This is a genomic window from Burkholderia sp. Ac-20353, from assembly GCF_017104785.1.
Lineage (GTDB): Bacteria > Pseudomonadota > Gammaproteobacteria > Burkholderiales > Burkholderiaceae > Burkholderia.
The window spans coordinates 70,601-92,629 of sequence record NZ_JAAGPL010000010.1 but is presented as its reverse complement, the minus strand read 5'-3'; the positions used below and the strand labels follow the sequence as shown (position 1 = coordinate 92,629).

The 22,029-nt window shown below is 64.7% G+C and carries 21 protein-coding genes; 11 read left to right on the top strand and 10 right to left on the bottom strand.

Annotated elements, in window-relative coordinates; genetic code table 11:
- Positions 1-10 precede the first annotated feature (10 nt).
- Positions 11-904: a LysR family transcriptional regulator gene (locus G3N94_RS04820; protein ID WP_205790951.1), complete on the top strand. Its 894-nt coding sequence runs from the start codon at positions 11-13 to the stop codon at positions 902-904.
- A 132-nt stretch (positions 905-1,036) separates the two neighbouring features.
- On the top strand, positions 1,037-1,441 hold the full coding sequence (locus G3N94_RS04815) for a DUF2471 family protein (protein WP_205790950.1): 405 nt from the start codon (positions 1,037-1,039) through the stop codon (positions 1,439-1,441).
- A 99-nt stretch (positions 1,442-1,540) separates the two neighbouring features.
- On the opposite strand, the gene G3N94_RS04810 is transcribed toward G3N94_RS04815, so the two are convergent.
- Complete coding sequence (locus G3N94_RS04810) at positions 1,541-3,574, bottom strand: NADPH-dependent 2,4-dienoyl-CoA reductase (protein ID WP_205790949.1); 2,034 nt, start codon at positions 3,572-3,574, stop codon at positions 1,541-1,543.
- Between the two features lie 76 nt (positions 3,575-3,650).
- Between G3N94_RS04810 and G3N94_RS04805 the strand changes: the two genes are divergently transcribed.
- Positions 3,651-4,775, top strand: coding sequence for an AraC family transcriptional regulator (locus tag G3N94_RS04805; protein WP_205790948.1), 1,125 nt, complete (start codon positions 3,651-3,653; stop codon positions 4,773-4,775).
- On the opposite strand, the gene G3N94_RS04800 is transcribed toward G3N94_RS04805, so the two are convergent.
- Both G3N94_RS04800 and G3N94_RS04795 read right to left on the bottom strand, forming a co-directional pair.
- A complete protein-coding gene (locus G3N94_RS04800) occupies positions 4,741-6,069 on the bottom strand; it encodes a cytochrome P450 (protein ID WP_241021591.1) in 1,329 nt (442 codons plus the stop codon). The two genes, G3N94_RS04805 and G3N94_RS04800, sit on opposite strands and share 35 nt — an antisense overlap.
- Before the next feature lie 191 nt (positions 6,070-6,260).
- Positions 6,261-6,689, bottom strand: coding sequence for a MarR family winged helix-turn-helix transcriptional regulator (locus tag G3N94_RS04795; RefSeq protein WP_205790947.1), 429 nt, complete (start codon positions 6,687-6,689; stop codon positions 6,261-6,263).
- A 171-nt stretch (positions 6,690-6,860) separates the two neighbouring features.
- Here G3N94_RS04795 and G3N94_RS04790 point away from each other — a divergent pair, with 171 nt between their 5' ends.
- A complete protein-coding gene (locus tag G3N94_RS04790) occupies positions 6,861-7,817 on the top strand; it encodes a LysR family transcriptional regulator (RefSeq protein WP_205790946.1) in 957 nt (318 codons plus the stop codon).
- 72 nt (positions 7,818-7,889) lie between these two features.
- Here the strand turns inward: G3N94_RS04790 and G3N94_RS04785 are convergent, their stop codons facing one another.
- Both G3N94_RS04785 and G3N94_RS04780 read right to left on the bottom strand, forming a co-directional pair.
- Complete coding sequence (locus tag G3N94_RS04785) at positions 7,890-8,300, bottom strand: RidA family protein (RefSeq protein ID WP_205790945.1); 411 nt, start codon at positions 8,298-8,300, stop codon at positions 7,890-7,892.
- 87 nt (positions 8,301-8,387) lie between these two features.
- Positions 8,388-8,900: an N-acetyltransferase gene (locus G3N94_RS04780; RefSeq protein WP_205790944.1), complete on the bottom strand. Its 513-nt coding sequence runs from the start codon at positions 8,898-8,900 to the stop codon at positions 8,388-8,390.
- A 595-nt stretch (positions 8,901-9,495) separates the two neighbouring features.
- Between G3N94_RS04780 and G3N94_RS04775 the strand changes: the two genes are divergently transcribed.
- Positions 9,496-10,758 (top strand): serine hydrolase, encoded by a 1,263-nt coding sequence (locus G3N94_RS04775; protein WP_205790943.1) that lies wholly within the window; start codon positions 9,496-9,498, stop codon positions 10,756-10,758.
- 169 nt (positions 10,759-10,927) lie between these two features.
- On the opposite strand, the gene G3N94_RS04770 is transcribed toward G3N94_RS04775, so the two are convergent.
- The gene (locus tag G3N94_RS04770; protein WP_205790942.1) at positions 10,928-11,350 is read right to left on the bottom strand and encodes an Rrf2 family transcriptional regulator; all 423 of its coding nucleotides are present in this window, start codon (positions 11,348-11,350) and stop codon (positions 10,928-10,930) included.
- A gap of 76 nt (positions 11,351-11,426) precedes the next feature.
- On the opposite strand from G3N94_RS04770, the gene G3N94_RS04765 reads away from it, so the two are divergent.
- Positions 11,427-12,401, top strand: a complete 975-nt coding sequence (locus G3N94_RS04765; RefSeq protein WP_346778647.1) for an alpha/beta hydrolase — start codon at positions 11,427-11,429, stop codon at positions 12,399-12,401.
- A gap of 199 nt (positions 12,402-12,600) precedes the next feature.
- Here the strand turns inward: G3N94_RS04765 and G3N94_RS04760 are convergent, their stop codons facing one another.
- On the bottom strand, positions 12,601-13,632 hold the full coding sequence (locus G3N94_RS04760; protein WP_205790940.1) for an AraC family transcriptional regulator: 1,032 nt from the start codon (positions 13,630-13,632) through the stop codon (positions 12,601-12,603).
- A gap of 179 nt (positions 13,633-13,811) precedes the next feature.
- Here G3N94_RS04760 and fabF point away from each other — a divergent pair, with 179 nt between their 5' ends.
- The 5 genes from fabF (at position 13,812) to G3N94_RS04735 (ending at position 19,786) form a co-directional block, all read left to right on the top strand.
- A complete protein-coding gene (gene fabF / locus G3N94_RS04755) occupies positions 13,812-15,080 on the top strand; it encodes a beta-ketoacyl-ACP synthase II (protein ID WP_205790939.1) in 1,269 nt (422 codons plus the stop codon).
- 83 nt (positions 15,081-15,163) lie between these two features.
- Positions 15,164-15,595, top strand: a complete 432-nt coding sequence (locus G3N94_RS04750; RefSeq protein WP_124603676.1) for a MarR family winged helix-turn-helix transcriptional regulator — start codon at positions 15,164-15,166, stop codon at positions 15,593-15,595.
- Positions 15,596-15,659: 64 nt separating this feature from the next.
- Positions 15,660-16,751 (top strand): HlyD family secretion protein, encoded by a 1,092-nt coding sequence (locus tag G3N94_RS04745; protein ID WP_205790938.1) that lies wholly within the window; start codon positions 15,660-15,662, stop codon positions 16,749-16,751.
- A gap of 13 nt (positions 16,752-16,764) precedes the next feature.
- Complete coding sequence (locus G3N94_RS04740; protein ID WP_205790937.1) at positions 16,765-18,339, top strand: DHA2 family efflux MFS transporter permease subunit; 1,575 nt, start codon at positions 16,765-16,767, stop codon at positions 18,337-18,339.
- Between the two features lie 10 nt (positions 18,340-18,349).
- Complete coding sequence (locus G3N94_RS04735) at positions 18,350-19,786, top strand: efflux transporter outer membrane subunit (protein ID WP_205790936.1); 1,437 nt, start codon at positions 18,350-18,352, stop codon at positions 19,784-19,786.
- A 97-nt stretch (positions 19,787-19,883) separates the two neighbouring features.
- Here the strand turns inward: G3N94_RS04735 and G3N94_RS04730 are convergent, their stop codons facing one another.
- The 3 genes from G3N94_RS04730 to G3N94_RS04720 form a co-directional block, all read right to left on the bottom strand.
- On the bottom strand, positions 19,884-20,504 hold the full coding sequence (locus G3N94_RS04730; protein ID WP_205790935.1) for a LysE family transporter: 621 nt from the start codon (positions 20,502-20,504) through the stop codon (positions 19,884-19,886).
- Between the two features lie 85 nt (positions 20,505-20,589).
- Entirely contained in the window at positions 20,590-21,222 is a 633-nt protein-coding gene (yfcF, locus tag G3N94_RS04725) for a glutathione transferase (RefSeq protein ID WP_205790934.1), read from the bottom strand.
- 163 nt (positions 21,223-21,385) lie between these two features.
- Positions 21,386-21,817 carry a TIGR02594 family protein gene (locus G3N94_RS04720; protein WP_241021590.1) on the bottom strand — a complete coding sequence of 144 codons (432 nt, stop codon included), beginning with the start codon at positions 21,815-21,817 and terminating at the stop codon, positions 21,386-21,388.
- Positions 21,818-22,029 lie beyond the last annotated feature (212 nt).

The window sequence follows — 22,029 nt, the reverse complement described above, 5'->3', positions numbered from 1 at the left end:
AGCTATAGCCATGACTAATCTCCGACGTCTGGACCTGAACCTGCTCGTCACGCTCGACGTACTGCTGTCCGAGCACAACGTCACGCGCGCCGCCGAGAAACTGAACGTGTCGCAGCCGTCTGTCAGCGTGCAGTTGCAGAAGCTGCGCGACGTGTTCGGGGATCCGCTGCTGCTGCCCGGCCCGCGCGGGATGCGGCCGACCGCGCGCGCCGAAGCGCTGCGCGAGCCGCTGCGGGAAGCGCTCGAAGCGGTCGAGCGCGCGGTGCTGCCTGCGACGCCGTTCGATCCCGCGATCGCGACGAACACCTGGAGCGTCGCTGCCACCGACTACGGCGAATCGACGATCGTGCTGCCGGCGCTGCGCACACTGCGGTCCGCTGCGCCCGGCACGCGGCTCGCGGTCGTCGAACTCGCGCCGCCTCGCATCGAGAAACAGGCGGAACACAGCGAGATCGACCTCGCGTTTCACACGACCGAAGGTTCGCCGGCGGGCATGCGGCGTCTGCCGCTGTTCGTCGAACGCTATGTGCTCGTCGGCCGCGCCGGGCATCCAAAGCTCAGGCGCCGGCCTACCCTCGCGCAATTCGGCGCGCTCGAGCACGTGATCGTGTCGCCCGACGGCGGCGGTTTTGCCGGCGCGACCGATGAAGCGCTCGCGAAATGCGGCGCCGCGCGCCGCGTCGTGCTGTCGGTGCCGCATTTCCTGTTCGTGATGTCGGCCATCGCGAACACCGACCTCGTCGCGATGCTGCCCGAGCGCCTCGTGCGTGACGCGCCCGCGCTGCGGATCGTCGACGCGCCCGTCGAGGTGCCCGGCTACGAGATGTCGATGCTTTGGCACGAGCGCTCGCACCGCGATCCGGCCCACCGGTGGCTGCGGGAAACCATCGCCGCATCGGTGTGAACCAGCCGCTCACCCAAACATTCTCTTCATCCGGGACTTGAAACCATCCGAATCACTGTATATATTTACAGTGCTTTTGACCATATGACCCGATTTCCGTCACCTTCGACGGACGGACCTTGTGAGGCGACCATGTTCCAGTCATCCGCTTTCGATCCCGAGCAACCCGGCTTCAATCCCGTCCACTTCGAGCGCGCCGCGCAGCGGGCGGTCGTCGACTTGCAGCGCGTCGTCGGCGCCCCCGCCCAGCGGGCGCTCGGCCTGCGCCGACGCACGCACCCGGCCGCAGTGCGCACGATGAGCTGGCAAGCGCTGCTCGACGTCGAGGAACTGGCGTTCTCCAATACGGGATTTCTTAACCGGAACGATCCGACGGTGATCGACGCGTTCATCCGGCTACGCGACAGCCGTCTGCTGGCTGCGGACGTCGAAGAGGCGGTCGACTGGCGCCGCGACGACGACGACCTGCCGGCCGTCTATCTGATCGTGAAGGCGATGCTCGACGCGGAAGCGGCGGAGCAAGCCGAAGCCGCCTGAGCGAAACTGGATGATCAGCGCCGGTCGCGATGGCATCGCTGCGTCGCGCGTAGGCGACTGCCGCGCGACGCGGCGATGCCAATGCGAGCGGCGCACGCATTACAGCCGCGCCGCCAGCCGCGCACCCTGGTCGATCGCGCGCTTCGCATCGAGTTCGGAGGCCAGCTCCGCGCCGCCGATCAGGTGCACGGGCCGCCCCGCCGCCTGCAGCGGCTCGACCAATGCGCGCTGCGGTTCCTGGCCCGCGCACAGCACGATCGTGTCGACCTCGATCAGCTCCGGGTCGGTGCGCTTCTCTCCGTACGATACGTACAGCCCGCGCGCATCGATCCGTTCGTAGTTCGCGCCGCCGATCATCTTCACCTGCTTCATCTTCAGCGTCGCGCGGTGAATCCAGCCGGTCGTCTTGCCGAGCCCCTTGCCGAGCGGCGCGGCCTTGCGCTGCAGCAGCGTCACCTCGCGCGCCGGCGGCGTCGCCTGCGCGCGCGTCACGCCGCCGCGCGTCGCGGCCGGATCGGTCACGCCCCATTCCGCCTTCCATTCGTCGAGATCGAGCGCCGGCGACACACCGTCCTGCACGAGGAATTCCGCGACGTCGAAGCCGATCCCGCCTGCGCCGACCACCGCGACCCGCTTGCCAACCGGCCGCTTGCCCGCGAGCACGTCGATATAGCTGAGCACATTCGGCCCGTCCTGACCGGGAATCTTCGGGTCGCGCGGCGACACGCCGGTCGCGAGCACGATCTCGTCGTAGCCGCCCGCGATCAGGTCGCTCGCGTCGACGCGCCGGTTCAGGTGGAGCTTCACGCCGGTCAGTTCGACCTGGCGGCCGAAATAGCGCAGCGCTTCGTGGAATTCCTCCTTGCCGGGAATCTGCTTCGCCATGTTGAACTGGCCGCCGATCTCGGATGCCCCGTCGAACAGGTCGACGTGATGGCCGCGCTGCGCGAGCACGGTCGAGCACGCGAGCCCGGCTGGCCCCGCACCGACCACCGCGATGCGCTTCGGTTGCTGCGCCGGCGCGTACTTCAGCTCCGTCTCGTGGCACGCGCGCGGGTTCAGCAGGCACGACGCGATCCGGTTCTTGAACGCGTGATCCAGGCACGCCTGGTTGCAGCCGATGCAGGTATTGATCTCGTCCGCGCGGCCCTGCGCGGCCTTGATCACGAATTCGGCATCGGCGAGCAGCGGACGCGCCATCGACACCATGTCCGCGCAGCCGTCCGCGAGAATCTGCTCGGCGACTTCAGGCCGGTTGATCCGGTTGGTCGTCACGAGCGGAATGCCGACCTCGCCCTTCATCTTCTTCGTCACCCACGCGAACGCGCCGCGCGGCACCGACGTCGCGATCGTCGGTACGCGCGCCTCGTGCCAGCCGATCCCCGTGTTGATGATCGTCGCGCCCGCGCGCTCGACGGCCTTCGCGAGCTGCACGGTTTCGTTCCAGTCGCTGCCGTCCGGGATCAGGTCGAGCATCGACAGCCGGTAGATCAGGATGAAATCGCAGCCGACCGCCTCGCGCGTGCGCTCGATGATCTCGATCGGCAGGCGGATGCGGTTTTCATACGAGCCGCCCCATTGGTCGGTGCGCTTGTTGGTATGCAGCGAGATGAACTGGTTGATCAGATAGCCCTCGGAGCCCATGATCTCGACGCCGTCATAGCCCGCCTCGCGCGCGAGCTGCGCGCAGCGCACGAACGCGCGAATCTGCCGCTCGACGCCGCGCGCGCTCAGCTCGTGTGGCGTGAACGGCGAGATCGGCGACTTGATCTTCGACGGTGCGACCGCGAACGGGTGGTAACCGTAGCGGCCCGTATGCAGGATCTGCAACGCGATCTTGCCGTCCTCCGCGTGCACGGCGTCGGTGATCACGCGGTGCCGCCGCGCGCCGGCCGACGTCATCAGTGTGCCGCCGAACGGCTTGGTCCAGCCGGCCACGTTCGGCGCGAAGCCGCCGGTGACCATCAGGCCGACGCCGCCGCGCGCGCGTTCGGCGAAATAGTCGGCGAGCCGCGGCAGCGTCTTGCGGCTGTCCTCGAGGCCCGTGTGCATCGAGCCCATCAGCACGCGGTTCTTCAGCGTCGTGAAGCCCAGATCGAGCGGCGCGAGCAGGTGGGGGAAAGTTGTCGTCATGATGGTCCTGCCGGTAAGCGATACGTGTCATCGTAGGCCGCGCGCCGCCTTGAACGTGAGGGGGCAAACAGCCATAATGCTTGTCATTTTCGGCCAATACGACATGACCTCCCCTCTCGCCAAGGACCGCCTCGGGCTGCGCCGGCCGACGATTCCGGTCGCCTATACGCGCCTGCTGCTGCAGGCGCTGGCCGCGCGCGGCGTCGACCTCGCCGCGGGGCGGGCGGGCACCGGCCTGCGCGACGCGGTGCTGGCCGAACCCGATGCGCGCATCGCGCCGTCGCAGTGGGGGCGGCTCGTGCTCAACGCGATCGAGGTGGGCGGCGATCCGGGCATCGGGCTTGCGTTCGGGCTGCAACTGAAGCCGACCGTGCACGGCTTTCTCGGCTATGCGACGCTGACCGCGCGGGACATCCGCGAAGCGTTGCAGGTCACGCACCGCTACTTCCGGATGCGCAACCGCCAGTACCGTCTGACCTATGACGAGGACGCACGCGGCGCGACGATCGAACTGCACGGCGTGCAGGCGAGCCCGGTGCTGCAGCATCACGTGATGTTCGAATTCGTGCTGACGGGGCTCGCGCAGAACATCTCGCAGTGGTCCGGGCGCGCATCGCCGGCCATCTCGCTGCGGTTCGCGTGGCCGGAGCCGGCCTATTTCGCGCGTTATCGCGACCAGTTGCCGACGGTGGAATTCGGTTGCGCCGCCAATGCGCTATGGATCGCGCACGACGTGCTCGACTGGCCGCTGCCGCTCGCCGACGAAGTCGCGCACCGGCAAGCGCTCGTGCAGGTCGAGCGCGAATACGCGCAGGTGCGTCAGGACGAAGGGGATCTCGTCGAGCGCGTGCGCGCGGAGCTGGCGCGCACGGCGGGCGCGTATCCGGGGCCGGAAACGCTCGCAGATGCGCTGCTCGTGTCGACGCGCACGCTGCGGCGCCGTCTGGAGGAAGCCGGTTCGAGCTATCGGCAGTTGCTCGACGAAGCCCGGTTCCGGGACGCAACGCAGTTACTCGCGGCGTCGGATCTCGATCTGAAGACGATCGCCGAGCGGCTGCAATTCACCGATCCGGCGAACTTCACGCGTGCGTTCCGGCGCTGGGCCGGGCAGACGCCGAGTGCGTATCGGGAGGCGGCCGCCGCGGTCACGGGATCAGGCCGAACAGCTAGTGAGGCGGAGTCTCATCCCGCTCGCGATTGACACCCGTGCGCGGTTCAACGCGCACCCGGGCATTCTGGGGGCGAAGGGAGAACCAGCCTTGCGGCGTCACCGGCCCCACGATCGTGATGTCCCAGTGCTCGATCCAGTAAGCCAGCGATACGGCCAGGTCCATCATCGCCATTCCGGTACCGGGACAAGCGCGATCACCGACGCCAAATGGAAAATATGCCCCCTGCGGCCAGGTCGGAGTTTCCATGAATCGCTCGGGCCGGAACGCATCGGGCTCGGGAAACCAACGCGCGTCGCGATGCGTGATCCAGCTGGAAATCATCACGATATCGCCGCGCGCGAGCGGTGTTCCCGACACGGTCATCGAGCGCGACAGCCGGCGCGGCACCAGCGCATAAGCCGGCGGATACAGGCGCAGCGTTTCCTGAATCACCGCGCGCAGCAACGGAGCCCGACGCAGATCCTGCAATTGCTTCACGTCGGACCAGTCGATCGTCGCGAGTTCCTTGCGGAGCGCGGCCAGCACATCGGGATGCTGGGCCAGCAGCAATTGCGCCCAAGCCAGCGTCGCGCCGGTGGCCTGGTGCGACGCCATCAGCAGCGTGGCGAGATCGTCGCGATGCATGACCAACGGGTGTTGCGATTCCTTTGCGACCTGCTCGATCTGCGAACGCATCACGCGCAGAGCCCAACGCTTGCGCGGGCAAAGCTTGCTGGGAAACCAGTGACCGAGCGGCAGCCCCGTGCTGACTTCGAGCAGTGCGACGCGCGACAGGATACGCACGGCTTTCGCGATGGATACCGCGTTCGGAGCAAGATCGATATCGAACAATGCATGGCCGGCCAGCGTGACGCTGTAGGCAGCCATTTCCAGATCCAGATCGATCACCTGGCCCGGCACGATATGCGCCGACCAGTGTCGGGCGATGCGCTGAATCTCCGGTACGGCAGGCGACTGAATATGCGGACGCACCGTCTTGCGCTGACGACGTGCCGCTTCGCCTTCCTTCATCATGAAGCTGGTGCCGTTCCACTGGCGCATGATGCACAGGCTGGGTTCCCAACGTTGCAGGTCGGCCCGATGGGAGACCATCAGATCATGGATCGCCTCCGGATGAAATATGCACCAGAGCCGCTTCGGCCCCATCCGCAGGCTCGCGAAATCGGGCGAGGCCCGATGCGTGTCGGCCAGCCACTTCAAAGGATCGCGCTGAATTTCCAGCCAGGTGTTCAGGCCGGTATCCGGGAGCTGCCAGTATTTGCGGCGGAAGGCCAGACGCTTGCGGATCGGGCAGGTCGTTACGGTTGACGTGTCGTTGCTCATTCGACCGGTCCAGCGGAGGCGTTGTTGGATTTGTTGGCCGCCTCAACGGGACTGTGCGGGACGGCGGGAGGGGCGCCGTCAATTGTATTACAAAAGGCTTGTGCAGCATGTCGCGGGGGCTACAGGCCGGACTTTCAAGACTCGTCAGGATCGCAAACACGACCACGAAACAACGTGCACGACCCGCCCTTCTAGCGCTTCCCCGTCAAACTGAACAACTCGTCGCGCAGCGCCTTCGCGCGGCCCTCGCCGAACTGCGTCTCGAACTCGTCCTGCGCAGCCTGCCATGCGTGCTTCGCTCGACCGAACGTGCGCACGCCCTGCTTCGTCAGGTTCAGCGCATGCGCGCGCGTATCACGCTCGGATATGCCCGTCGCGACGAGCCCGTCGCGCTGCAGCGGCTTGAGCGCGCGCAGCAGCGTCGTGCGGTCCATCACCAGCGCATCGGCGAGCTCGCTCATCAGCACGTCCGGCCGGCGCGACAGGGTCACCATGATCGAGAACTGCGCCGGCGTTACGCCGAGCGGGCTCAAGTGGCGTTCGTAGATTTGCGTGACGAATCGCGTCGCCTGACGCAGCGCGAAGCAATTGCACGCACCACCAATCTGAATATCGTCCATGAACTGCAATTTATATGTGCATATGCATAAAGTCAACGTATACTCCGCCGTATCGGCTGGCAGCGGCCGGGCGTATCGCTGCATGCATCCGGGGCCGGAGCATCGCGCGCCGCCGACGGCCACCCCGCTCCCCTGCCTCACCGCTCCGCGTTCGAACCCGAGGACACGCACATGGACTACATCGACAAGCTGCGGATTTTCCGGTCGGTGGTGGAGCAGCGCAGCTTCACCCGCGCCGCCGACATCCACGGTCTCGCACGCCCGGTCGTGTCGCGTGCAATTGCCGACCTCGAAGCGCGTTTCGGCAGCCGCCTGCTGCATCGGACGACGCGGCAGGTCACGCTCACCGAAACAGCCGAGCGGATCTACGAACGCTGCGCGGCGTTGCTCGACGAACTCGACTCGCTCGAAGCGGAGGCCATCACGCACACGCGCGAGCCGGACGGCCTGCTGCGGCTCGTCGCGCATACGACCGTCGCGCTGAACCGGCTCGTGCCGCTGATCGCGGGGTTCAAGGCCGCGTATCCGAAAGTCCGCCTCGACGTCACGCTGACCGAGCGCCCGGTCGATCTCGTCGGCGAAGGCTACGACATCGGCATCGTCGTGCCGTACATGCTGACCACCGAATCGACCGTCGTGCGGCTGCTCGAACGGATCCCCGTCGTGATCGTCGCGACGCCCGACTACCTGCGCACGCACGGCCGCCCAGACACCCCGGCCGAGCTGGCCGACCATCTGTTCGTGCCGCTGTCGCCGTCGCTGCGGCGCGCGGCGCTCGCGTTCCGCAGCGACGGCGACACGCTGACCGTGCCGTACCGCTGCGACGTGTCGTCGAACAGCCCCGTCTTCAACCGCGAGATGGTGCTGCGCCATTTCGGGATCGGCGTCGTGCCGAAAGCGCTCGTCGAACGGGAGCTGGCGTCGGGCACGCTCGTGCAGCTGCTCGCGGACGCCGATCTCGTCGACGCGTTCGTCGAGATCAAGCTCGCGTATGCGAACCGCGCGCTGCTGCCGGCGAAGGTCAAGGCGTTCATCGACTATGCGGTCGCGTATGACGAGCGCGGGGACGCCGCGGAGATCGTTGCCGCGCCGCTTGATTTCGGGGTGAGCGGCGCTGACGATCGATAGGCGGGCTCGGCTCGGCTCGGTGCGGCTCGGCTCGGTGCGGCTCGGCTCGGCTCGCGCCGGCGCAGCGCGGACTCAGCGTTCGTCTGTCGCGTGTCCGGCCTTGACTGCGACGGCCTCGACTTCGACAAGAAACGACGGACCGACCAGTTGCGGCACGTAGACGACAGTCGACGCGGGACGGTGATGCCCCAGATACTGCTGCCGAACCTCGCGGAATACGTTCATGTCCTGCCCTGACAATACGAAGCACGTGAGCTTGACGATCGCATCCATGGCGAGCCCGTGCGCCTCGACACATGCCCGGATGTTTTTGAACACCCAGTCAGCCTGCTCCGCGAACGTCTCGGGTATCGAGCCGTCAGGCCGCACGCCGACTTGCCCCGACAGGAACACCATTTCCGTGCCCGCCGGAATCGAGACGGTATGTGAATACGCGCCAACCGGTTCGTGAACGGTTTGCGGATCGAGAAAACGGGTCATCATCGAACTCCAGGATTGCGCCACCGGCATCAGCCGGACAGGTTGCCAAGGGATCCATCGACATCGAAGCGTACGGATTCCGGACGCGCGTCAATCTCGCGCAATCAACACGTTGTTCTCGTGCTTCGTGCCGCCGAGTTCGAAGTACGCGATTCCGTCCTGCTTCAGGCCTTGCCGATGATAAAAGGAAATCGCGTTCCGGTTCTGCGCGTTGACGAGGAGCCAGATTGCCCGGCTTCCGGTTCTCGCCGCCGCGATTTCCCTGGCGCGATCCAGCAACGCCGCGCCGATTCCACGCCCCGCGAACGCTTGCTGGACGTAGAGCGTCTCGATCTCGGTGGCAACGTCCGCATGGAGCGAACCGAAGCGCATCACAACGTAGCCGACCAGACTGGCATCCGCTTCGGCAACCAGCACGATGATGTCCGGGTCGTTCAACATCGCGAGGACGCGCTGCGGCGTGAAAGTCGCGAGCACATATTGCGCGATGATGTCGGACACGCCCGTCGTCGCGTAGGTGTGGATCCATACGTGCGCGCCCAGTACCGCGATACGCGCGGCGTCCGCGGAGGTGGCCGCTCTGATCGAATGTGATGCTTTCATCGGGTTCGTTTCCTGAATTCACCGGCAGGCACGGGTTGGCGACGTGCGCGAGCGACGCTCGCCCGCCGGGCTACCCGAGAATGACACAAGCGGCTCGAACGACGATTGTCTGCGCTTTGGCCGGGCTTGTCTTTGCTCTGTCCGGCCGGGTCCGCGACTGACTCTGTCGATGAACCTTGTAGCAACACGTCCTGCCGTTCAATTCAAATTTCGTCGGCGAATTCGTCGAGAAACCGCTGTAATCGAGCGTGGCGAAGTTTGGGCAATCGAGCCACTGGCAGTGGCTTCTGCCAAGAATTCGCTCAGGTCCGTCATCGTTCCATACCTTGGAATATTGAGAGGCGTTATTGCACAAACCACGTCGACGGGAACGTACTTCACCTTGTGTCCTATGCTGCTCCCACGCGCGGCGCCTGGTAAACGTTCGTTTTGCGATGAGAAGCGTTCGTGGAACGTCATTGTGCTCGCATCACCGGACACGGAGCGGAAGCGGTGTAATGAATCGAAACACATGATCCGTCAACGACATCGCAAACCGATCGTTGAGCAGTGACCTGAAGGTAGCTGCAGCCCCCCGATCAAGAGGAGTTTGCCTATGCTGCGCAGTGTCAAAAAAATTGCCGTTGGTGGCGTTCTGATTTTGGCTTGTGCCGTCGCACAGCCGAACCCGGTGTTCTCCGACACTGGATATGCGGCTGACGCGTACGGCGCCGCGGATCACTACCCGTTGCCCATGCCCGGCCACGCGAGAACACAAAAGCAGTTCGTCGGCTACTACACCCATTTCGACAAGGTTCGTCTGGTCGATCCAATTACCCGGGCCGGCGCTCCGTCGATACTGAAGACATCCGGGCGCGAACTGACGCTGAACTACCCGTACGGCGGGCAGTATCGCAATCTCAATGACTATCTCGATCGCAATCCGGTGACCGGCCTGCTGATCGCGCACGGCGACACGATCCTTTACGAGCACTATCGCTACGCCCGCAAAGATTCACACCGGTTCATGTCGCAATCGATGGCGAAAACGATAGTCGGCATGCTGATCGGCATTGCAATATCTGAAGGCGCGATTCGCTCGATAGACGATCTCGCGGATGTCTATGTGCCGGAGCTCGCAGAAAATCCGTACGGACAGACTTCGATTCGGGATCTGCTGCACATGTCTTCCGGCGTCCGTTTCTTCGAAGACGACAATCCCGGTGACGACCGGGACAAGTTGGGCCTCGCTCTTTTTGATCCGCGCGGGCGAGGCGCCATTGATGCCGTCAAGCAATTCGATAAACGTGAACATGCACCCGGCACGCATTTCAGTTACGCGAGCATCGAAACGGAGGTGCTTGGACTCGTGTTGAGCCATGCGACACATATGTCTGTCGCGCAATACGCGAGCGAGCGCATCTGGAAGAAAATGGGCATGGAGTCGGATGCATCGTGGGGACGCGATGCGACCGGGCAGAACATTACCTATTGCTGCGTGAGCGCCACACTGCGTGACTGGGCAAGGCTCGGATTGATGCTCGCCTATGACGGCCGGTGGAACGGTCAGCAAATCGTCCCGCGAGATTGGGTGTTGCAGGCCACAAGCGTTGCCGCCGGCGACGATTTCCTGGCTCCGGGCAAGGCCAACCCGATATTCGGTTACGGGTATCAGGTCTGGCTGTTGCCGGGCGAGCGGCGCATGTTTGCGCTGCAGGGTATGGACGGTCAAAGAATCATCGTTGACCCGAGCTCGAAGCTCGTACTCGTCCAGACGGCGGTATGGACCAGCGACCACGATCCTGGAATGCGGGAAATTTATGCGTTGTGGTACGCGCTCGTTGCCCAGTATGGAAACGATGGCCTCGCAGGTGAATGACGGGCCGCTTTCGGGAAACTCGACAGCCTGTGCCGGTTCGGTTGCCGAAGTTGGCGGCTGATGCTGCAGCGCGCGACTGGCACTCAGCGCCGGGCTTCCGGGTTCGGCAAGAAGCGGTCGTACTCGGCCTACAGACAGACGACTGCCACCGCGCCAAAAGGGACGTTCGTTAGGCCTTCGGCACCTTCACGTACCGTGCTATGCCGGAAAGACGCATTTTCGCGAAACGCCGGAGCAATTCGTCCTCTGCCGAACTCAGTGCATCGTCGAGGAACCGGTTGACTGCTGACTCCACCGGGCAGGCCGGATTGTCATCCGCCGTACCGATTGCGAATGCGCTCTTAGGTGCTATAGCAGCATATATGTCACGCACGGTGAGATCGCCGAGTTCACGACAGAGAGCCCAGCCTCCCCCCGGTCCGACGATCGACTCTACATAACCGGCCGCACGCAGCGCAGCCATCGTGCGTCGAACCACCGACGGCTGAGTGTGTAGCATTTGCGCGATCGTCTCGGAGGTGGTTGTGCCGCCGCGCAGGTGCATGTGTATGAGTACGTGAAGAAGCCGGGCCAGCCGTGTATCTCGTTGCATGTTTTTTGAAGCAAGCCATTCGTGACATTTGATGTTACGATTTCGCGTGACTTTAGGCAACCATCGGAGCGCGATCGTGTACGCATTTACTCAGTCCTTCATCGAAACCAATGGCGTCCGCCTGAGCGTCGCCGCCCAAGGAGCGGGGCCGCTAGTCCTGCTTCTTCATGGGTTTCCTGAGACGTCGTACGCGTGGCGACACCAATTGGCGGGCTTGTCGAATGCAGGGTTTCGCGCAGTCGCACCGGATCTGCGGGGCTTCGGACTCAGCGATTGTCCGATTGAACCAGGGCGGTATACGACGCTCGACATCATCGGTGACCTCGTCGGGATCATGGACGCGCTCGGAGAAACAAATGCTGTCGTGGTGGGAAATGACTGGGGCGCAACCATTGCGTGGCAGGCCGCGCTGTTGCGCCCCGACCGCTTTCGCGCCGTCGTGGCGCTCGGGGTTCCCATGATGGGCCGAGCCCCGATCGCGCCGAGCCGGTTATTTCCGCAAACTGAACAAACGTGGTTTTACACGCATTACTTTTCTCAACCGGGGCAAGCCGAGAGCGAACTCGAGCTCGACGTTGCCGCTACACTGCGTAAGCTTTATTTCTGGGCGTCAGGGGACGCCGGCCCGCGCGACCAGAAAACACCCAATCCTTTCGGACTCGTTGCGCGGCAGGCGGGACTCCTCGGCGCGTTGCCTGAACCTGCGTCGCCACCCACATGGCTCGATAAGGCCGACTTCGACGCTTTTGTGCGGGCATACGAGGCGTCGGGGTTTCGCGGTGGGCTGAACTATTACCGCAATCTCGACCGTAATTGGGAATTGCAGGCAGCCTTCAATGGCCTGCCGGTCCAAACTCCCGCCCTTTATCTAGTCGGGGAATACGACACCGGGCTAGCGATTCCAGGCATGCACGAAATCATCGGCGACATGCGGAAGCTTGTGCCCAACCTGCGAGATTCCCAAATCATTCAGCGAGCGGGTCACTGGCTTCAACAAGAGGCCCCGGACCTCGTCAACGCCGCGGTGATCGGGTTTCTGCGCGATCTTTAGGAGCCGTTGACCGCGTGTAGATCTGTATCGGTCGTTCGCTCAAGGGTGAGCAACGGCCGTCTCGGGTCAACATCAGCCGACCGCGTCCGCGGCCTCGAACGAGACGGCACGACCTTGGTCGGTCCGGGTTCGCCAGTTCCATCCGTTCGACACGGGCTTCAAAGTCGTTGAAACTATCGTCCGACTTGACGCCCTCTAGTCACTCACCCTGACGCGTGTCCTTGCGATAGTCCGTAGGACTACTTCCAGTCCAGTGTTTGAATGCGCGACAAAAACCGGTGGCATCGGAAAAACCGAGATCAAACGCCAGCACTGCCACGCTCGTGTTCGAGTTTGTCAGCCGATCGACTGCGATATCCCGTCGCAGTCCGTCTTTCACCTGCTGGAAATGTGTGCCCTCTTCCGCAAACCTGCGGTTGAGCGTGCGTACGGAGGTATGCAATGCCTGTGCGAGCCCCTGTATCGTTAGCGGCTGCGCAATATTCCGCTCAAGATGCTCGCGCGTTTTGGCCACAATGGAGCCGCGATGAAATACGCTGAATGTCCAGTCTCCAGGCGCACCTTTCAGGAATGCCCATAGCTCGTGCTTTTCGCGCTTGAACAGCTCGGCACAATCCTGGTACGAGAAATGAATGCTCGTCATCGCGGAATCAAAGTGCACTGCGCCGGGGAACAGAAACGCATAGTCTTCGACGTGCCTCGGCCTCGCAAAACTGAACTCGACCCGGTTCAGGGCGAGCTCCCTGCCAAGCAGCCAGGATGCTATGCCGTGAGCCAGCTTCATCATCAACTCATGTCCAAGTGGCGTGACCGGCGTGCCAGGCGCCCTTTCCACCAGCGCTAACCGCACCAGATCGTTCTTCGTTGAAATCTGCAATCGGTAGTCATCCAGCAGCAAATTCCAGAAACGAACAAAACGATTGAACGCGACCAACACCGTAGGCGCGTCCAGCAGGCTGAGCATCAGGTACTTTAACGTGCCACCCCGGATCGGCCGGGACCATAGTCCCAGCATCTCGTCATCGAGCGTCGCCGCGACAGCCCTGTACAGCGCGACGTATTGCTGGCGTGTTATTCGTGCATCGGGCTGATTGAGAAGGGACTGCGGGATGGCGGCGCTCGCGAGTACCTGTGCCGCCACGTCTTCTCCGTGACGCGTGCGAACAGCGCGCAGCATCCCGTGCAGGAAGTGAGCGGAAACAGTGAGGGGACTTTGCCGGGACGGGTTCATGATTCGCTCATTATGGCGCACTTTGCATATTGATTGGCGTGATGTGCCAATTTCTTGCTACCCCCCTGCCTATACTGACTCGAAAATTCCGCAGTTCCTGAACTTTTCGATGGCTGCCCGATGGCGCGTTGTGCCAATCGCGGGCTGCCCGTCTTCATCTGTCAAAAGGGGAGCATGGTTTGAATACGAGACGTATTGTCGTGACGGGCATGGGTATGGTTTCGCCGTTGGGATGCGGGGTTGAATCCGTATGGAGCCGTCTCCTGAACGGGCATTCGGGCCTGGCCGGTTTGCCTGACGACCTCACGGAAGGGATCGCATCGAAGGTCGGTGGCGTCGTCCCCTTGTTGACGTCAGACTGTCCATGGGGATTCGATCCTGCCCTCGCAGTAGAACCCAAGGACCAGAAGAAGATGGACCGGTTCAGCCTGTTTGCGCTGGCCGCCGCACAAGAGGCTTTGAATCAATCCGGGTGGCAACCTGACACTGAAAGCGCTCGTCAAAGAACGGCAACCATCGTGGCGTCTGGCGTGGGCGGGTTCGGTGCGATTGCGGAGGCCGTCAGGATCACTGATAACCGCGGGCCAAGGCGGCTGTCTCCTTTCACCGTTCCCAGTTTCCTGGCCAATATGGCAGCTGGCCATATCTCCATCCGCCATGGCTTTCGTGGCCCCCTGGGCGCACCGGTTACTGCCTGCGCGGCCAGCGCACAGGCCATTGGCGACGCAGCGCGCCTGATCCGGGCTGGCGAAGCCGACATCGCCGTGTGTGGTGGAGCGGAGGCCTGCATCGATCGCGTCAGCCTGGGGGCGTTCGCCGCGGCAAGAACGATGTCCACGGGATTCAATGATCATCCCGCGCAGGCGTCCCGCCCGTTCGATGTCGGGCGCGACGGCTTCGTCATGGGAGAGGGCGCCGGCATGCTCGTGATAGAAGACCTGGAGCACGCGTTGCAGCGAGGCGCCACGCCGATTGCCGAAGTGCTCGGTTATGGCACGAGCGCCGACGCACACCATATGACGTCTCCGCCCGAAGATGGTGCCGGCGGACAACGCGCGATGGAACTGGCAATCCGTCAGGCGAATCTTGAACCCATGCTGATCGGGCATTTGAACGCCCATGCGACGTCCACGCCCGTCGGTGACATCAGTGAGCTGGCGGCCATCAAGGCGGTGTTTGGAACGGGTCGAGGTCCCGCCGTATCCGCCACCAAAGCGTCGACAGGACATTTGCTCGGGGCAGCCGGCGGCGTGGAAGCCATTTTCACGGTACTCGCGCTGCGCGATCAGCTCGCGCCTCCTACGCTCAACTTGACACAACCTGATTCGGCGGCGGAAGGCATCGACATTGTCGGCGGATCGGCCCGCAGGATATCGACGGAATATGCGATCTCCAATGGCTTTGGTTTTGGGGGTGTCAATGCCAGTCTGGTATTCCGTCGGCTTTGATCCGGCTATTGTTACACCCGCCGCACCAATCTGATCACGCCCCGCGCATCGCTTCCTCCCGCCGTGCCCACTAGTATGTGCACATGCACAAGTACACGCTCACCGATGACGACTGTTTCGCTGTCCGGCAGGCCGCACGGCGGATCTCGCAGTTCTACGAGCGCTACCTGTCGCACGCGGGCGTCACCGCGTCGCAGTACAGCATCCTCGCGTTGCTGCGCGACCGCCCGGGCCTGACGATGGCGGCGCTGTCGGCCGTGCTGGTGATCGAACGCACCGCCCTCTTGCGCGCGCTCAAGCCGCTCGTCGGCGCGGCGCTCGTCGCGGGCCGCTACGACGGCAACGGCCGGCGGCTGACGTACGCGCTGACCGGCGAAGGCGAAACGAAGATCGCGCACGCGCACACGCACTGGCTGGCCGCGCAGGAGGCGTTCGAACGGCGCTTCGGGCCGTCGGAAGCCGCGCGCCTCAGAGACGAACTGTTCCGGATCACGCACAACATTCCGGAGCGCTGAAGCAATTCCCCGATCGGCGCGGCGCGTCGATCGTTTCAATAAGTGCATATACATAGGTGAATCGATGGATACGACCCAGACTTCCGTTTCCCGAGAGGCGGCTCCCGTCGAGCACGTCGTGCGGCAACGCCGCCGCGTGCCATGGATGGGGGTTGCCGTGCTGGCCGTGGTCGCGGTGGTCGCGTCCGCGGCGCTCTATTGGGATCTCGTGCTGCGCTTCGAGCAAAGCACCGACGATGCGTACGTCGGCGGCAACGTCACGGTGCTCGCGCCGAAGGTGAACGGCTTCGTCGACGAGATCCTCGTGACCGACAACCAGCGCGTAAAGGCCGGCGACGTGCTGGTGCGGCTCGACGCGCGCGACTACGACGCGAAGCTCGCGCAGGCGACGGCGGAAGTCGACAGCGCGCGCGCCGCGGTGGCCGAGCTCGACGCGAAACAGCAGCTGCAGAACGCGGTGATCGGCCAGAACACCGCGGAGAAAAGCGCGTCGGCGGCCGAACTGACCCGCGCGGCATCCGACCGGGTGCGTTACCGCGAACTCGTGAAGTCCGACGCGGTATCGAACCAGATCGTCGAGCGCGCCGACGCCGATTACTCGAAGGCGAGCGCGGCAGTCGACCGCAGCGATGCCGCGCTGCTCGCCGCGAAACGGCAGCTCGACGTGCTTGGCGCACAGCTCGTCGACGCCCGGGCGCGCGTGAACACCGCGCTTGCCGCGCAGAAAGTCGCGGCGCTCAACGTCGAATACACGACGATCCGCTCGCCCGTCGACGGCTTCGTCGGCAACCGCACGGGCCGGGTCGGGATGCTCGCGAACGTCGGCGTGCCGCTGCTGACGATCGTGCCCGCGCAGGGCCTGTGGATCGACGCGAACTTCAAGGAAGACCAGTTGAAGAAGATGCGCGCGGGCGACCGCGTCGACGTGTCGCTCGACGCATCGAGCGCTACCCTGCACGGCCGCGTCGACAGCCTCGCGCCCGCAACCGGCGCGACCTTCAGCGTGCTGCCGCCCGAGAACGCAACCGGCAACTTCACGAAGATCGTGCAGCGCGTGCCGGTGCGCGTGCATCTCGATCCGCAGCCGGGCCTCGAAAACGTGCTGCGCCCCGGCCTGTCCGCGGTCGTGACCGTGCATACCGATCGCACGAACTGACGCGGAGCCGACGATGACCACTGCTTTCTCCGGCGACCCCGCGTCGCAACCGATCAAGCAGCGCGTATTCGCGTTCGCGCTGATGTGCGTCGGGTTCTTCATGGCAACGCTCGACATCCAGATCGTCGCATCGTCGCTGCGCGACATCGGCGGCGGCCTGTCCGCGAGCCAGGACGAGCTGTCCTGGGTGCAGACCGCGTACCTGATCGCGGAAATCATCGTGATCCCGATGTCGGGCTGGCTGTCGAAAGTGCTGTCGACGCGCTGGCTGTTCGTCGCATCGGCGGTCGGCTTCACGATCACGAGCATGCTGTGCGGCCTCGCATGGGACATCAACTCGATGATCCTGTTTCGCGGGTTACAGGGCGCGCTCGGCGCCGCGATGATCCCGACCGTGTTCACGACCGCGTTCGTGCTGTTCCCCGGCAAGCAGCGGCTGGTCGCGTCGACGACGATCGGCGCGCTCGCGTCGCTCGCCCCCGCGATCGGGCCCGTGATCGGTGGCTGGATCACCGATCAGTGGTCGTGGCACTGGCTGTTCTACCTGAACCTCGTGCCCGGCATCGTCGTCGCCGCGCTGGTGCCGCGCTACGTGCACATCGACACGCCCGATCTCAGCCTGCTCAAGCGCGGCGACTATCTCGGCATCGTGTTGATGTCCGGCTTCCTCGGCTGCCTCGAATACGTGCTGGAAGAAGGCCCGCGCAAGAACTGGTTCAGCGATCACGTGATCGTCGGGTGCGCGTGGATCTCCGGAATCTGCGGCTTCCTGTTCATCGTGCACGCGCTGACCGCGAAGGATCCGATCGTCGATCTGCGTGCGCTCGCGGTCCGCAACTTCGGGATCGGCAGCCTGCTGTCGTTCGTGACGGGCATCGGGATTTTCGTGACGGTGTTCCTGACGCCGCTGTTCCTCGCGCAGGTGCGCGGCTTCAATTCGCTGCAGATCGGCATCGCGCTGTTGTCGGTCGGCGCGTTCCAGATGCTCGCGCTCGGCGCGTATGCGATCGCCACGCGCTTCGTCAGCATGCGCGTGCTGCTCGTGTTCGGGCTCGTCTGCTTCGGCCTCGGCTGCTACCTGTACACGCCGATCACGCACGACTGGGGCTGGCAGGAGCTGCTGCTGCCGCAGGCGCTGCGCGGGATCGGCCAGCAGTTCAGCGTGCCGCCGATCGTCACGATGTCGCTCGGCTCGCTGCCGCAGTCGCGGCTCAAATCAGCGAGCGGCCTGTTCAACCTGATGCGCAACCTCGGCGGCGCGATCGGCATCGCTGTTAGCGCGACGATGCTCAACGACCGGCTGAACTTCCATTACCTGCGGCTGAACGAGCACGTGACGGCCGGCCAGCCGCAGATCGAGTCGCTGCTCGACCAGCAGGCCGCGCACTGGCTGACCGTCGCCGGCGACACGCTGAACGCCGCGCAGGCCGGGCTCGCGAACCTGCATCACCTCATCTATCGCGAAGCGTTGACGCTCACCTATGCCGATACGTTCTATGCGCTGTCGCTGTGTTTCGTCGTCGCGCTGGTCGCGGTGATGTTCTCCAAACCCATTTCGTTGAGCGCGCCGCCGCCGGATGCGCACTGAGAGATTCGCCATGAAGAAGCTACTTGTCGCCGTCGCCGTCAGCGTGTTCGCCGCCGGTTGCGCGGTGCAGCCCGCGCAGCATCCCGCACTGCACGAGTCGGTCGAATCGCTCGCGCCGGCAGCGTGGGACACCGACGTGCCACAGGCCGGCACCGACGCCGCCACATGGTGGGCGCAGTTCCGCGATCCCGTGCTCGACCAGCTGATCGCGACCGTGCTCGACGGCAACCTCGACCTGCAGGCCGCCGCCGAACGCGTGAAGCAGGCGCAGGCGCTGACGGTGCAGAAACGCTCGGTGCTGCTGCCCGAACTCGATGCGACCGCGCACGCGTCCGACGCGCGCCAGAACACGCCGCCGCCGGTCGGTTACGTGAAGCAGGCCGGCGCGGGCCTCGTGCTCAGCTGGTCGCCCGACGTGTTCGGCGGCGAACGGCTCGACCTGCTCGCCGCGCAGTCCGAACTCGTCGGGCAGAAACACGCGGAGGACGCGATGCGGCTCGCGCTCGCGGCGGACACCGCGTCCGCGTATGTCGACCTGCGGTGGGCGCAGCAGGAGCTGCGGATCCTGCAGGACAACGCGAAGATCCGGCAGCGTGCGCTCGATCTCACGCACAAGCGGCAGGCATTCGGGCTGTCGACCGAACTCGACGTCGCGCGCGCGCAGAACCAGCTCGACGCGCTCGAAGCGCGCATCCCGCCGACGCAGGCGCAGATCGCGCATCAGCTGAACCTGATCGCCGTGTATTCGGGCCGCACGCCCGAGTCGGTCGACCGTCTCGTGCTCGCGCAGGCCGGCGACATTCCGGCGCCGCCGGACGGCACACCGCAGACGCTGCCGTCGCAGGCGCTGCTGCGCCGCCCCGATGTGCTGACCGCGTATGCGCAGGTCGAGCGCCGCGCGGCGCAGGTCGGCGTCGCGAAGGCCGAACGCTATCCGAAGTTCTCGCTGAACCTGACGGACGGCATTCTCGCCGCGTCGTACCTCGGGCTGCCGACGCTGACCGACAACCTGTTCAGCGCGGCGCTGAGCGCGACGAGCCCGATTTTCAACGCGGGACGCATCACGGCCGACATCGCGCAGAGCGAGAGCCGGATGCGCGAATCGGAGCTCGGGTTGCGGCAGACGATGCTGCAGGCGCTGCGCGAAGTCGAGGACTCGCGCGCGAATCTGGTCAGCACGACGGCGGCAACGCAGCGTCTGACCAGCGCGCTCGCCGCGTCGGACAAGGCGCTCGGTCTCGCAAACCAGCTCTACAAGGGCGGCGCGACGGATTTCCTGGACGTGCTGTCCGCGCAGGAGGTGTATCTGCGCGATTCGGATGCGCTCAATCAGGTGCGCCGCGAGCATGCGCTGTCGGCGGTCGCGTTGTATCGGTCGTTGGGGGGTGGGTGGAGCAGGAATGAGACGGCGGATGACGCGAAGGCGGAAGCTGTTGCGGCGAAATGATCGATCCTGAGGACCGAAGCCGCGCAGAACGCGCTGCTTGCTGATGTGTGACGGGCCGTCCGCTGTTGCCGGAACGGCCCGTCATGCGGCAAGCGGGTTACCGATCCAGCGCGAGTTTCGTGCCGAGACCGAGCAGCACGGTCCCCATCACCGCGTCGATCGGCTTGCGCAGCTTTGCGTAGCCGGTCTGCACGCGGCTCGTCGAGAACAGCACGGCCATCGTGCAGAACCACGTCAGCGACACCGCGACGACGATCGCGAGCGTCGCGCCATGCATCCACGACGGCGCGTGCGCCGGCAGCAGCGTGACGAACAGGCTACCGAAGAACGCAGCGGCCTTCGGATTCGTCATGCCGACAAGCAGACCTTTCCGATACGCCTGCGCGCCGCTGCGGGCCGGTGCGACGGCCGGGTCCGGCTGCTGCGCGGACTTGCGCAGGCTCCACAGCGTCTTCACGCCGAGATAGATCAGGTAAGCGGCGCCGGCGATGCGGATCGCCTCGTACAGCCACGCGAGCTTCGCGACGATCAGGCCGAGCCCGAAGATCGCCATCGCCGCCCATACCGCGTGCGACGTCGCGATGCCCATCGCCGCAAACAGGCCCGCGCGGCGATTGCCGAGCGCGTGGGACGTGACCGCGATCAGGTCGGGACCGGGGCTCACACATGCAAGAAGCATCACGCCGCCGACCGCGGCGAGTTGGGGAACATAGCTCATGTCGATTGGGTACGGTTGAACGATGGAGAGAATCGGCGGGCTCACGCCAGCACGCCGAAATCGGGCGCGTGGCGCGTCGTGCCCTTTACTGCGCCGGACGCTTCAGCTTCACCCAGCGCTGCACCGACGGCCGTTCCCACTGCGCACGCGCGTAGTCCGCGAGGCGCGGCGGCACCGGATCGTCGTTCAGCACGAGACGATTCAGCATCACCGCGAGATCGACGTCCGCAATGCTCCAGTCGCCGAAGAGGTTCGCCGCGCCCGGCGCGAGCAGCTTGTCGGCGGCCGCGAACAGCTTCTGCGCGGAGGCCTGCGCGAGACTCGACAGCGGTTCGCTGGACGGCCCATAGAACAGCACCTCGGTCGAGCGTTCGGTGCGGATCGGCATCAGGTCACTGCGCAGCCACGCCTGCACCTGCCGCGCGCGTGCGTGCTGGCGCCGGTCGGCCGGATACAGCCGCGTGCCGGGGAACGCGTCGTCGAGATATTCGGTGATCGCCGACGATTCCGACAGCGCGAAGTCGTCGTGAATGAGTGTCGGCACGCGCTGCGTCAGCGACGTCGCCGCATAGTCCGGCGCGAAATGCGCACGGTTGCCGAGATCGACCGTCACCAGCTCGAACGGCAGCGATTTTTCCTGAAGCGCGACGTAGACCGACATCGCGTACGGGCTCGTGTATTCCGAGTCCGCGTAAAGACGGAGGTTCCCGTTTTGCACTGCTCTCTCCTGTTTCATTTTCATTGGGATGGGGGCGCGAGCGATCTGCCGCCGCGCCCGAGGAAGCCGAGGAAGCGAAAAGCAAGTGGATGGTGCAACCAGCCTGCAGCAGTGTATCAATCCGCAGGCGAGCGCGTGCGACGGTTGTAGATCGGGACGCCCGCTATTCGGGCCACCGGTAGCCGATCACGGTGTCGAGCGGATACGCGAGCTCGCGCACTTCTTCGAGCTGGTTGCCGCCGAACAGATAGACATTCTCGTCGTCGTGGCGCAGATAGAAGCCGACGTGCCCTTTCCAGCTCGCCGGATCGTCGCGCGTCAGCACCGCGACGCAGCCGTAGACAGGCTGCTCCAGCGCCCTGCCCCATTCGAGCCACGAGCGCGCGAGCGCGGAACCGGTGCCGCGGAAGCCCGCGTGCGTCATGCACCAGTTGAGGAACGACGAGCACCACGAAATCTTGTCGTCATAGCCGACCAGGTTCGTGTGGTTGTTGTACTCGACGATGCGCGGGTTCGTCTCGCCCGCGGGGAAACGACGCACGCCGCGTTCTCTCATCGCGACAGGCATCCATACCGGGTGGTGATCGACAGTCATGTGCGTCACTTCTGGTTGTTGTTTGCAAGGTTTGAGGAATCGTCGCCGATCTGTGGGTGGATGTCGAGGGGCGGGCTGGTTATGAGTCGGGTTGCGCCGTTTTGCGCTGGTTCGCGTCGCGGACCCACCGACTCAACCGGAAACCGCGGCGCGATCGCGAGTCGTTGTGCAGCACCGGGCCGTGCGCACAGCCGCTCCGTCTGTGACTACGA

What these genes read in the sequence shown, in the direction of transcription:
- G3N94_RS04740 (WP_205790937.1), top strand. Translation starts at nt 16,765, where the DNA reads ATGACCACTGCTTTCTCCGGCGACCCCGCGTCGCAACCGATCAAGCAG.
- G3N94_RS04730 (WP_205790935.1), bottom strand. Translation starts at nt 20,504, where the DNA reads ATGAGCTATGTTCCCCAACTCGCCGCGGTCGGCGGCGTGATGCTTCTT.
- G3N94_RS04780 (WP_205790944.1), bottom strand. Translation starts at nt 8,900, where the DNA reads ATGAAAGCATCACATTCGATCAGAGCGGCCACCTCCGCGGACGCCGCG.
- G3N94_RS04820 (WP_205790951.1), top strand. Translation starts at nt 11, where the DNA reads ATGACTAATCTCCGACGTCTGGACCTGAACCTGCTCGTCACGCTCGAC.
- G3N94_RS04795 (WP_205790947.1), bottom strand. Translation starts at nt 6,689, where the DNA reads ATGGACGATATTCAGATTGGTGGTGCGTGCAATTGCTTCGCGCTGCGT.
- G3N94_RS04805 (WP_205790948.1), top strand. Translation starts at nt 3,651, where the DNA reads ATGCTTGTCATTTTCGGCCAATACGACATGACCTCCCCTCTCGCCAAG.
- G3N94_RS04785 (WP_205790945.1), bottom strand. Translation starts at nt 8,300, where the DNA reads ATGATGACCCGTTTTCTCGATCCGCAAACCGTTCACGAACCGGTTGGC.
- G3N94_RS04745 (WP_205790938.1), top strand. Translation starts at nt 15,660, where the DNA reads ATGGATACGACCCAGACTTCCGTTTCCCGAGAGGCGGCTCCCGTCGAG.
- G3N94_RS04790 (WP_205790946.1), top strand. Translation starts at nt 6,861, where the DNA reads ATGGACTACATCGACAAGCTGCGGATTTTCCGGTCGGTGGTGGAGCAG.
- G3N94_RS04735 (WP_205790936.1), top strand. Translation starts at nt 18,350, where the DNA reads ATGAAGAAGCTACTTGTCGCCGTCGCCGTCAGCGTGTTCGCCGCCGGT.
- G3N94_RS04760 (WP_205790940.1), bottom strand. Translation starts at nt 13,632, where the DNA reads ATGAACCCGTCCCGGCAAAGTCCCCTCACTGTTTCCGCTCACTTCCTG.
- G3N94_RS04815 (WP_205790950.1), top strand. Translation starts at nt 1,037, where the DNA reads ATGTTCCAGTCATCCGCTTTCGATCCCGAGCAACCCGGCTTCAATCCC.
- G3N94_RS04750 (WP_124603676.1), top strand. Translation starts at nt 15,164, where the DNA reads ATGCACAAGTACACGCTCACCGATGACGACTGTTTCGCTGTCCGGCAG.
- G3N94_RS04810 (WP_205790949.1), bottom strand. Translation starts at nt 3,574, where the DNA reads ATGACGACAACTTTCCCCCACCTGCTCGCGCCGCTCGATCTGGGCTTC.
- G3N94_RS04775 (WP_205790943.1), top strand. Translation starts at nt 9,496, where the DNA reads ATGCTGCGCAGTGTCAAAAAAATTGCCGTTGGTGGCGTTCTGATTTTG.
- G3N94_RS04800 (WP_241021591.1), bottom strand. Translation starts at nt 6,069, where the DNA reads ATGAGCAACGACACGTCAACCGTAACGACCTGCCCGATCCGCAAGCGT.
- G3N94_RS04770 (WP_205790942.1), bottom strand. Translation starts at nt 11,350, where the DNA reads ATGCAACGAGATACACGGCTGGCCCGGCTTCTTCACGTACTCATACAC.
- G3N94_RS04720 (WP_241021590.1), bottom strand. Translation starts at nt 21,817, where the DNA reads ATGACTGTCGATCACCACCCGGTATGGATGCCTGTCGCGATGAGAGAA.